The organism is Kribbella sp. VKM Ac-2569 (assembly GCF_004216905.1).
Classification (GTDB): domain Bacteria; phylum Actinomycetota; class Actinomycetes; order Propionibacteriales; family Kribbellaceae; genus Kribbella.
Genome location: NZ_SGXJ01000004.1, coordinates 642,023 through 652,371 on the forward strand (window position 1 = coordinate 642,023; position 10,349 = coordinate 652,371).

The window sequence follows — 10,349 nt, forward strand, 5'->3', positions numbered from 1 at the left end:
CGCGATGTCTGTTCTCGAACTCGTACGGCGGTTGCCCGAGCCGGCCGTCGTACGGCGGGTGAGTCGTGCGCTCGCGGTGCTCGATCTGGTGCTGAACGACGACGCGTCGACCAGGTACTACGAGTTCGACGCGCGCTGGTCCGGGACCGAGGAAGCTGCCCTGATGCGGGACGGGTCGGGGAACGAGTACTCGATCGTGTTCTCGCCGGACGGGGCGTTCGCATACGGGTTCGATCACGAGTCGTCGATGTCGCCGTACGTCAATGGGATGAAGCCCTGGCCCGGGCTGCTGGACGGCGTACCCGAGGTGTTCCACGCCCAGCGGGACGACAAGGCGTTCTGGGATGAAGCGCCGCGAGCGACGGTGTGCTTCTGGCGTACGACGGAAGACACAGCCTGGCGTTGTGGCCCGGTGGAGAACGCCGACGCGGACGGAGCGGACCGGTTGTTCGAACTGGTCGCGGACGGTCGGCCCGAGGCCTACCTGACGTTCGCCGAGGACTACTACGAACAAGCGCTGGATCTCGACGCCGTTCGGCACGTGTACGCGTTGATGCCGCTGACGGAGTACGTCGTCACGTCGCTCAATCGCCAGCGCCGCTTGGCCGATCTCAAGGAATCCATCGCCGAGATCGGTTACCCGCGCAGTTAGTCCGGGAGCATGGGCATCTCCAGGCCCTGGGACTTGCCGAGGAGGATGCCTCGGGTGATGGCGTTGGTGCCGAACTTGTCCTTGACCTGGTCGAGAGCGGAGTCGAGCTCGTTGTTGGCAGCCTTGTCGAAGGGGAGCGCCAACTGGAGCGCTGCCTCGTTCTCCAGGTTGCCGACCGAGATGCCGATCATCGTGAGGCCTTGGGTAGTGATCAGCGGGTTGGCCGCGCGGAGCAGCGCGCGGGCGGTGATCAGGATCGCGCGCGTCTGATCTGTTGCCTGGGGCAACGTGTGGGAGCGGGTGGCGCGGGTGAAGTCGTCGAAGCGCAGCCGCAACGTCACCGTCCGGCCCGAGCGGCCCGCGGATCGCATCCGGCGGCTGACGCGGTCGACGAGACCTGCGAGTACGGCGTCCAGCGTGGCCGGCGACTTCGGCGAACGTCCCAATGCCCGTTGCGATCCGATCGACCGGCGCCGTCGGCCCACCTCGATCGGACGAGGGTCCCGGTTGTGCGCGAGGGCGTGCAGATGCCGCCCGGAGGCCCGGCCGAGCATCGCGACCAGCGCCGCCTCGGGCAGCATCGCGACATCGCCCACCCTGGTCAGCCCGCGATTCCGCAGCTTCTCCGCGGTCACCTCACCGACGCCCCACAACCGCGAAACATCCAATGGGTGCAGGAACTCCAGCTCCCGGTCCGGCGCGACCTCGAGGAGGCCGTCCGGCTTCGCGACACCGCTCGCCACCTTCGCCAGGAACTTCGTCCGCGCCACCCCGACCGTGATCGGCAGCCCGACCCGCGACAGCACCTCGGCGCGCAGACGTCGCGCGATCTCCACCGGCGCACCGCGGATCTTCCGTAGGCCGGCCACATCCAGGAACGCCTCGTCGATCGAGAGCCCCTCGACCAGCGGCGTGGTGTCCTCGAAGACCTTGAACACCGCCTTGCTGGCCTCGGAATACGCCGACATCCGCGGCTCGACCACGATCGCGCCCGGGCACCGACGCATCGCCTGCCCGCCGTTCATCGCCGTCCGCACGCCGAACGCCTTGGCCTCGTAGCTGCAGGCGAGCACCACGCCGGCGCCCACGATCACCGGCCGGCCGCGCAGGCGTGGGTCATCGCGCTGCTCGACCGACGCGTAGAAGGCGTCGAGGTCGGCATGCAGGATGGTCGCCGCCTGCAGTTCGGGCACGAACATATGTTCGCATAAACCGTGGACAATTGAGATAGGGAGAATTCCCGACGCGGCGGACATCGATGTCAGGAAAGAATGATCCTTATGGACCTGACGGCGTACCGCGATCTCTGGAAGACCCAAGGCGTGATGGCGCTGCTCGCCTCGGCCTTGATCGCGCGGTTGCCGGTGCTGGCGACGATGGTCCCGCTGGCGTTCCTGGCCAAGGACGCGGCCGGCAACTTCGGCTGGGCCGGTGTGGTCGCAGGCGCCTACTCCGTCGGTACGGCGGTTGCGAGCGTCGTCTGGTCACGGATGGCTGACCGTAAGGGCGCTCGCAAGGTAGTGATCGGCACTGGGATGGCCTGGGGCGTCTGGATGGCAGTGCTCGCTCTGCTGCCGTACAGCTGGTACCGGCTGCTCCCGATCGCGGCCGCGCTGGCTGGTGTGTTCGTCGCGCCCGTCACGTCCGCCCTGCGCGCCAACTGGCCGCGGATCGTGCACGGCTCCCGCCTCCGTGCGGTCTACTCACTGGACGCCACAGCACAGGAGCTGCTGTTCGTCTTCGGCCCGATGCTCGGCGCGGTCATGGTCAGTTTCGCGAGTCCACGGGCCGGTCTGCTGGCCTGTGCGGTCACGGCGGCGGCAGCGATCTGGTGGTTCGGTCTGAGCCAGCAGTCCGGCGTACCGCATGACGAAGAGGCTGGTCCGCGTCCCACTGCCTGGCAACTGGTGTTCCATCCGCACCGTACGCCGATCTTGCTCGCCTGGGCGTGTCTGGTGATGGCTGAGGTGGCTGCTGAGCAGAAGGCTGCGTCGATGTCACTCGGCATGGTCGCTGTCGCGGACGAGCACGGCAACCGGCTGATCGCCGGCATTCTCGAGACGGTCGCAGCGGTCGGCAGCGTGACCGGCGGTGTGATCAACGGGGCCCTGCCCGGCGGACGTACGTCGGCCGTCTGGCGGCGGATGCTGTTGTTCGCCGGACTGGTCGCCGCCTGCATCTTCGTGACGTCGTCGGTGGTTGCGTTGGCGATCGGGATGTTCGCCGCCGGCTGCATGATCGCTCCGACGGTCGCGGCGCTCTACGAACGCATCGGCGCGCTCACCCCGAGCTCCGCGCACACCGAGATCTTCGGGTGGGCGCAGAGCGGTGGAATGGTTGGCTCAGCCATCGGATCCGCCGTCGCCGGCGCGGTGGTCGAGGCGTTCGGCGTTCGCTACGCGTGGGTCCTGACCGCGGGCCTCACCGTGCTCGCGACCCTGTCCCTGCTCCGGGTTCCGCCCCACCGGCCGCTCGACACCAGCGCCGTCGACGGCGCAGCGGTCGCCGCGTAGCGCACGCGGTAGTTCGCCTCCAGTACGCCGCCGTCGCGGGCACACATCGAGATCAGTTGCAGGTGCCGCCGGTCCAGGAGCATGCCGCGACCCGCGGCGACCGGGTGGATGAGCAGGGAGATCTCGTCGAGCAGGCGCCACCGCAGCAGCGAGCGGACCAGCGTGAGGCTGCCGATCACGCGCAGGTCGTCACCGGGCACCGCCTTGAGGGCGGACAGCACCCGGCGGGTGTCGCCCTGCAGCATCTCCGTGCCGGGGCGCGCGACGATGGGCCGGGATCCGACCACGAGGTTCCGGGTGTGTTCGAGACCCTCGAGTGAACCGGCGTACCGCTCGAACGTGCGCCGGCCCCACAGCACGGTGCCGTTCTCGGGTATCAGTTGCCCGATCGCCGGTCGCGCGAGCCATTGCTCCGGCCGCTCGACGATGCCGTCCTCGGACATGCACAACCTGGCCACGATGTTCCGCATACCAACTGAGATGCAGGTAATGCCTCGAAGGTTATGACCGGCGGCCGCGATGCAGCTCTGTCTCCAGGGCGTCGAGCCGGTTGGTCCAGAACTTGCGGTACTGGTCCAGCCAGCTGTCGATCTCCCGCAGTGGCTCGGGATCGACGGCGTACAGCCTCCGCGTGCCGTCGACGGTCACGGTCGCGAACCCGTTGTCACGCAGCACTCGCAGGTGCTGCGACACGGCCGGCTGGCTGATGCCGAACTCCGCGCCGATGGTGCCGGCGATACTGCCGGCCGGCAGTTCGCCGTCGGCGAGCAGCTCCAGGATCCGGCGCCGGACCGGGTCGCCGAGAATGTCGAACGCGTGCACCGGTACAGTATTTCAGCGATGACTTATATGGACAAGTGCGGCTGACCGGTTGCTGGTCAGCCGGTAGGCAACGGTCAGGTCACGGCTAGAATGAACCGAACGACTACGCCTGGTGCAACGCCGCACGGCGTACCGCAACCAGTGGTTTGAGGAGAAACACTGTGGGACGCGTCGTACACAAGTACGGCGGTTCTTCGGTCGCCGACGCCGATTGCATCAAGCGCGTGGCCCAACGGATCGTCGCGACAAAGAAGGCCGGGAACGACGTCGTGGTGGTCATCTCCGCCATGGGCGACACCACCGACGAACTGATGGACCTGGCCCAGCAGGTCTCTCCGCTGCCCCCGCCGCGCGAGCTGGACATGCTGCTCACCTCGGGTGAGCGGATCTCCGCCGCGCTGCTGGCGATGGCGATCGCGAACCTGGGCTACGAAGCCCGGAGCTTCACCGGCTCGCAGGCCGGCGTGATCACGACCGCCGCGCACGGCAACGCGCGCATCATCGACATCACGCCGGGCCGGATCGAGGACGCGCTCGGCGAGGGCCACATCGCGATCGTGGCCGGTTTCCAGGGCGTCGCCCAGGACACCAAGGACATCACCACGATGGGCCGCGGCGCCTCCGACACCACCGCGGTCGCGCTGGCCGCCGCGCTGGAGGCCGACTACTGCGAGATCTACACCGACGTGGACGGCATCTTCACCGCGGACCCGCGGATCGTGCCGGCCGCCCAGCAGATCCCGAAGATCTCCTACGAGGAGATGCTCGAGATGGCTGCCTGCGGCGCCAAGGTGCTGCACCTGCGCTGCGTCGAGTACGCGCGGCGTTACAACGTCCCCGTCCATGTGCGTTCCTCCTTCTCGCAGAAGGAAGGCACCTGGGTCGTCGATGCGAAGGAACTGGATCAGATGGAACAGGCGATCATCTCCGGCGTCGTGCAGGACCGCGGCGAGGCCAAGATCACGGTGGTCGGCGTGCCCGACAAGCCGGGTGAGGCGGCCCGGATCTTCGAGACGGTCGCCGGTGCCGACACCAACATCGACATGATCGTGCAGAACGTGTCGGCGGTCGCCACGAACCGCACCGACATCTCGTTCACGCTGCCCCGCTCCGACGGCGCCCGGGCGATGTCCGCGCTGGCGCGGATGAAGGACGAGGTCGGCTACGAGCAGTTGCTGTACGACGACCAGATCGGAAAGGTCTCCGTCGTCGGGGTCGGAATGCGCTCGCACCCGGGCGTTTCCGCGAAGTTCTTCTCCGCGCTCGCCGACGCCGGCGTGAACATCGAGATGATCTCCACCTCGGAGATCCGGATCTCGGTGGTCGTGGACGAGAACCTGGTGGATGCTGCCGTGACCGCGGCGCACACCGCATTCGATCTGGACGACGAGCACACCTCTGCTGTCGTGTACGGAGGAACGGGACGGTGACCCCTGTGAGCGCTGTGGAGAACACGATCGAGGACCGGACGGGTCTGCCCTCCCTGGCGGTGGTCGGTGCGACCGGCGCCGTCGGGACGGTGATGCTGACCTTGCTCTCGACCAGGCAGAACGTCTGGGGAGAGATCCGGCTGATCGCCTCCGAGCGCTCCGCGGGCAAGCGGCTCAAGGTCCGCGGCGAGGAGGTCGAGGTCGTCGCGATCAGCGAGCAGGCCTTCGACGGCATCGACGTGGCGATGTTCGACGTACCGGACGAGGTGTCGGCGCACTGGGCGCCGATCGCGGCCGCCAAGGGCGCCGTCGTGGTGGACAACTCCGGCGCCTTCCGGATGGACCCGGACGTGCCGCTGGTGGTCCCGGAGGTGAACGCCGAGGCTGCGCGGAACCGGCCGAAGGGCATCATCTCCAACCCGAACTGCACGACGCTGTCGATGATCGTCGCGATGGGCGCCCTGCACCACCGCTACGAGCTCGAGCAGCTGGTGGTCGCGTCGTACCAGGCCGCGTCGGGTGCCGGGCAGTCCGGGATCGACGCGTTGTACGACCAGCTCACCAAGGTGGCCGGCAACCGCGAGCTGGGAAGCACGCCGGGTGACGTACGGCGCGTGGTCGGCAACGACCTCGGCCCGTTCCCCGCCCCGCTGGCGCTGAACGTCGTACCGTGGGCCGGCTCGCTCAAGGACGACGGCTGGTCGTCGGAGGAGCTGAAGGTCCGCAACGAGTCCCGCAAGATCCTCGGCCTGCCGGACCTCAAGGTGTCCGCGACCTGTGTGCGGGTCCCGGTCGTCACCACGCACTCGCTGTCGGTGCACGCCCGGTTCGTCCAGGAGGTCGACGCCGACGGCGCCCGCGAGGTACTGCGGGACGCTCCCGGCGTGCTGCTCTTCGACAACCCGGCCGAGGGTGAGTTCCCGACGCCGGCCGACGTGGTCGGCACCGACCCGACCTGGGTCGGCCGGATCCGCAAGTCGCTCGACGACCCGAACGCCCTGGAGCTGTTCGTGTGCGGCGACAACCTCCGCAAGGGCGCCGCGCTGAACACCGCCCAGATCGCCGAGGTCGTCGCCAAGGAGTTCATCCCCGCCGCAGACCTGACAACGGCCTGAGCGGGTCTACAACCAGTTCTCCCGGGCCGCGTGCAGGGCGAGCTGGAAGCGGGTGCTGGCGCCGGTGCGGTTCATCAGGCGCTCCAGGTAGCGGAAGAACGTCCGGCGGCTGATACCGAGCGTGCGGGCGATGGTGTCGTCCGCGGCGCCGGTCGCCAGCAACGCCAGCAGGCGACGCTCGATCGGCTCCAGGCGGTCGTCCTCGGCGCCCACCGACGCGTGCAGTGGCAGCGCGTTGCGCCAGCACAGCTCGAACATCCCGATCAGCGCGGACAGCAGGCTGCTCGGCCGGATGATCAGCAGCGACCGGTTCACGTCGGTGTCGCGCGCGGACATCGACACGAACGCGATCGCGCCGTCGATGATCGTCAGCTTCGCCGGTACGTCGGGTAACACCCGCGCCTGCTCACCGGCCTCCACACAGGGAAGGATGTTCTCGGTCAGGTACCCCGGCACCTCGACCGATTCCGGCGAGTACACGACCCGGTAGGAGACGCCGCGGCGGAGCTGGTCGATCTCCTCCTGGTTCGGTCCGCCGATGTAGTACGGCGGGGAGTCGATGGCCAGGATCTCGCGCTGTACACCGCTCTTGATCTGGTGGATCCGCTCGACGATCGCGCTGCCGGTGACGACCTCGATCAGGTGTGTCGTGGACTCGTTGTGCACGGTCCGGCGGAACTCGTCGTACGCGTTCAGGACCTCGATCCGGGCCTGCTTCAGCTCGGACTCGCGACGCAGCGTCATCGCCTCCAGGCCCGCGTCCGGCGGCACCGGCAGATAGCGCGAGTGGTCCGAACCGGATCGCCTGGCCAGCCCGGCCTGCACCAGGCCGCCCAGGGTGGCGTCGATCGAGCGCTCGCGGTCGGGGACCGCCTCGCCCAGTTCGGTGATCGACGACGGGCCGGTCCGCAGCAGATGCTGGTAGACCTTGATCTCGTCGTCGTTGAGCCCGAGCACCTTCAAGTGGCCGACACGCTCCGTGTCCGTTGTGCTCACTACGCTCCCCTCCCTTCCGGCTGCTGTCACCGTCCGCTACCGCCCCTCCAGCCTAGACGGGGCGATCCAGAGCCGTCGGCACTGAACGTGTCGACCCAAATGCACGCAGCGATATTTGTTGTCCTGTCAGCATTGTTGTGCCGTGTCACCATCTGGCCACCATTTCCGCGCAGTCGTGAGCGAGAATTGAGGTCCAGCAGCCCGGCGACGGACCACCTGAGCGCCGCCGGGCTGCTGTTCCAATTCTGGCCCGAGTTGGCTGTCTCGTCAGCGGAGCCTGTTTCGGTTGGGTCTCGATCCCGGCGCATCGGTGCCCTCGCACTTCCGTGCCATCACTGGCTGTGCTGGAGGGTGTACAAAATGTGGCATCTCCAATCGTGAGGCCGATGAGGAGGAGTGCCCGATGCGACCGGTTCCGCCCTTTGCCGCCGACCGTACCGGTGCTGCCGTCCCCAGCGCCCGCGGGTCCCTGCAGGGATCCCGGCAGGCGTTGTCCTCCTGCGGTCTCCGGTCCGTCCCCACACCTGCTGCGCGCACCTGCCGGCGAACGCAGCACCTCTGGGGACGGACGCGAGGCGCGATGACCGCCGCCCTGGTCATCGTGCTGCCCGATCCGGCGCGGCTGTCCGCTACCGCCCACTGCGGACGTGCTCCCGGATCGACGGTGGAACCCCAGGGGGTGCTGAAGGGTGCTCCGTGGATGGTGAGGCTGTCCATGGGGCGCGCGGATGTGGTGTTGCGTGTCACGTCCGCCGCCCGGCACGCCCCGGCCAGGACGCACTTCCTGGGGTCCCGCTCATAACATCCGTGCCCGCTGACCCCTCTGGTCACGCGGCCGGTGTGACAGGTCACTCCAACTTCGCACGGCGGGGTAGCGTCGTACTTCGTGAATTGACCGCGATTTGACTTGGCTGGAAGGCGTTTTGGTCGTCCCCGGCTGTCAAATGTATATTCCGGATAACGATCGGCGAGGGACGACGCAGGTGTTGTGGATGCAGCGGGGTACGACGTTTGGTAGCCGTCCGTACGTCGTTGCTCACTAAGGAGGACCGCTGTGTCGTCGGCGTCCGTGTCGATCCGCTACTCTGCTTCCCGGTCTGCGTCGGCCATCGTGGATCCAACTTTCCGGCAGAGAGAGGCATCGCCTGAATGAACGCGACTAGCGTCGACGAGGAGTTCAACCCGTCGGTGCACGTGTACGAACCACACAAGGTCGGTCTGCCGGCACTGCGCCCGTACTTCAAGGCGCTGTGGCAGCGGCGGGAGTTCGCAGCGGAGATGTCCCGGACCAACATCCGGGCCGCGAACACGAACACCTTCTTCGGCCAGGTGTGGCTGGTGCTGAACCCACTGCTCCTGGCAGCGGTCTACTACCTACTGGTCGACATCATCGCCGGTGGGAGTTCCAAGATCGATGCCGGCGAGCGGTTCGCGCACATGTGCGGCGGCCTCTTCGCCTTTTACTACTTCTCGGGTGCCATGACAGCGGGCGCGGCCAGCGTCGTCGGCGGCGGCAAGCTGCTGATGAACCAGTCGTTCCCGCGGATGTTGCTGCCGCTGTCGGCGGTTCGGACCGCGTTCTTCCGCTTCCTGCCGACCTTGGTCGTCTATCTGGTCATCCACCTCGCGATGCGGCAGCGCCTGCACTGGGCGATGCTGCTGGCCCCGGCGTTCCTGATCATGCTGACGGTGTTCGCCGCCGGCATGGGGATGATCTTCGCGGCCCTACAGGTGTACTTCCGCGACACGACCAGCTTCCTGCCGTACTTCGTGCGGATCTGGCTGTACCTGTCACCGGTCCTGTGGTTCGCCGAGCAGGCGCCGGCGAAGTTCAAGGGCTTCATCCAGTACAACCCGCTGTACCCCCTGATCGGCGGCTGGGCGGACCTGCTGGTCCGCGGCGACATCCCGAAGTGGCAGATGTGGGCCGGCGGTGGGTTCTGGGCGATCGTCGCCTTCGTGATCGGCTCGCTGTTCTTCATGTCGAGGGAGCGTGAGTTCGTTGTCCGTCTCTGACACTGAGAAGAAGCCGATGCAGAAGAGCCCTTCGGACATTCCGGCCGTCAAGGTGCAGGACGTGTCCATCACGTACCGGACCACGTTCGAGCGGGTGCCGACGTTCAAGAGCGCCCTGGTGCGGTTCGGCCGCGGCGAGCGGGCGGTCCGTGAGGTCAAGGCCGTCCAGAACGTCTCGTTCGACGTCAACCACGGGACCACGATCGGCATCATCGGCGCGAACGGCGCCGGCAAGTCGACGCTGATGCGCGCGGTCGCCGGCATCCTGCCGCCGACCTCGGGCCGGATCGAGGTGCACGGCCGGGTCTCCACCCTGCTGTCGCTGGGCGTCGGCTTCAACGCCGCTCTGTCCGGCAAGGAGAACGTGGTCCTCGGTGGACTCGCGGCGGGCCTGAGCCGCAAGGAGATCGAGGCCCGGTACGAGGAGATCGCGGAGTTCGCCGAGCTCGGCGACTTCATGGAGATGCCGATGCGGACGTACTCGTCCGGCATGTTCAGCCGGCTGGCGTTCTCCGTCGCGGTGCACATGGATCCGGACATCCTGCTGATCGACGAGGCGCTGTCCGCCGGTGACGCGTCGTTCAAGACCAAGGCCGCGGCCAAGATGTCGGAACTGGTCACCAACAGCCGGACGATGTTCCTGGTCAGCCACGCGATGAGCAGCGTCCGCGAGCTGTGCAACGACTGCATCTGGTTGCACAAGGGCAAGCTGATGATGCGCGGCGAGCCGAACGAGGTCATCCAGGCCTACACGAAGTTCCTGCAGGTCGGCGAAGCAGAAGCTGTCTCACTCGAGGACCTCTGA

General features: G+C 67.5%; 10 protein-coding genes. 6 read left to right on the plus strand and 4 right to left on the minus strand.

What is annotated here, in order from left to right:
• Positions 1 to 4 precede the first annotated feature (4 nt).
• Positions 5 to 652 carry a hypothetical protein gene (locus EV649_RS29770; protein ID WP_130386915.1) on the plus strand — a complete coding sequence of 216 codons (648 nt, stop codon included), beginning with the start codon at positions 5 to 7 and terminating at the stop codon, positions 650 to 652.
• Here EV649_RS29770 and dinB read toward each other — a convergent pair.
• Positions 649 to 1,851: a DNA polymerase IV gene (gene dinB / locus EV649_RS29775; protein ID WP_130386916.1), complete on the minus strand. Its 1,203-nt coding sequence runs from the start codon at positions 1,849 to 1,851 to the stop codon at positions 649 to 651. The genes EV649_RS29770 and dinB overlap by 4 nt on opposite strands.
• A gap of 81 nt (positions 1,852 to 1,932) precedes the next feature.
• Between dinB and EV649_RS29780 the strand changes: the two genes are divergently transcribed.
• Positions 1,933 to 3,165, plus strand: a complete 1,233-nt coding sequence (locus EV649_RS29780; protein ID WP_241998808.1) for an MFS transporter — start codon at positions 1,933 to 1,935, stop codon at positions 3,163 to 3,165.
• Here the strand turns inward: EV649_RS29780 and EV649_RS29785 are convergent.
• Both EV649_RS29785 and EV649_RS29790 read right to left on the minus strand, forming a co-directional pair.
• Positions 3,048 to 3,635 carry a dihydrofolate reductase family protein gene (locus EV649_RS29785; RefSeq protein WP_130386918.1) on the minus strand — a complete coding sequence of 196 codons (588 nt, stop codon included), beginning with the start codon at positions 3,633 to 3,635 and terminating at the stop codon, positions 3,048 to 3,050. The genes EV649_RS29780 and EV649_RS29785 overlap by 118 nt on opposite strands.
• A 31-nt stretch (positions 3,636 to 3,666) precedes the next feature.
• On the minus strand, positions 3,667 to 3,987 hold the full coding sequence (locus EV649_RS29790; RefSeq protein WP_130386919.1) for a metalloregulator ArsR/SmtB family transcription factor: 321 nt from the start codon (positions 3,985 to 3,987) through the stop codon (positions 3,667 to 3,669).
• A gap of 161 nt (positions 3,988 to 4,148) precedes the next feature.
• Here EV649_RS29790 and EV649_RS29795 point away from each other — a divergent pair, with 161 nt between their 5' ends.
• Positions 4,149 to 5,417: an aspartate kinase gene (locus EV649_RS29795; RefSeq protein ID WP_130386920.1), complete on the plus strand. Its 1,269-nt coding sequence runs from the start codon at positions 4,149 to 4,151 to the stop codon at positions 5,415 to 5,417.
• Between the two features lie 5 nt (positions 5,418 to 5,422).
• Positions 5,423 to 6,532 carry an aspartate-semialdehyde dehydrogenase gene (locus EV649_RS29800; protein WP_347233157.1) on the plus strand — a complete coding sequence of 370 codons (1,110 nt, stop codon included), beginning with the start codon at positions 5,423 to 5,425 and terminating at the stop codon, positions 6,530 to 6,532.
• Positions 6,533 to 6,538: 6 nt separating this feature from the next.
• Here EV649_RS29800 and EV649_RS29805 read toward each other — a convergent pair whose 3' ends face one another.
• Entirely contained in the window at positions 6,539 to 7,528 is a 990-nt protein-coding gene (locus tag EV649_RS29805; protein WP_130386921.1) for a helix-turn-helix domain-containing protein, read from the minus strand.
• A gap of 1,149 nt (positions 7,529 to 8,677) precedes the next feature.
• On the opposite strand from EV649_RS29805, the gene EV649_RS29810 reads away from it, so the two are divergent.
• Together EV649_RS29810 and EV649_RS29815 are read left to right on the plus strand one after the other, a co-directional pair.
• Positions 8,678 to 9,544, plus strand: coding sequence for an ABC transporter permease (locus EV649_RS29810; protein ID WP_130386922.1), 867 nt, complete (start codon positions 8,678 to 8,680; stop codon positions 9,542 to 9,544).
• A 16-nt stretch (positions 9,545 to 9,560) separates the two neighbouring features.
• Positions 9,561 to 10,349, plus strand: a complete 789-nt coding sequence (locus tag EV649_RS29815) for an ABC transporter ATP-binding protein (protein WP_130386923.1) — start codon at positions 9,561 to 9,563, stop codon at positions 10,347 to 10,349.

Excerpts from the sequence above, each read along its gene's own strand:
- EV649_RS29785 (WP_130386918.1), bottom strand. The coding sequence starts at position 3,635 with ATGCGGAACATCGTGGCCAGGTTGTGCATGTCCGAGGACGGCATCGTC.
- EV649_RS29815 (WP_130386923.1), top strand. The coding sequence starts at position 9,561 with ATGCAGAAGAGCCCTTCGGACATTCCGGCCGTCAAGGTGCAGGACGTG.
- EV649_RS29780 (WP_241998808.1), top strand. The coding sequence starts at position 1,933 with ATGGACCTGACGGCGTACCGCGATCTCTGGAAGACCCAAGGCGTGATG.
- EV649_RS29770 (WP_130386915.1), top strand. The coding sequence starts at position 5 with ATGTCTGTTCTCGAACTCGTACGGCGGTTGCCCGAGCCGGCCGTCGTA.
- EV649_RS29810 (WP_130386922.1), top strand. The coding sequence starts at position 8,678 with ATGAACGCGACTAGCGTCGACGAGGAGTTCAACCCGTCGGTGCACGTG.
- dinB (WP_130386916.1), bottom strand. The coding sequence starts at position 1,851 with ATGTTCGTGCCCGAACTGCAGGCGGCGACCATCCTGCATGCCGACCTC.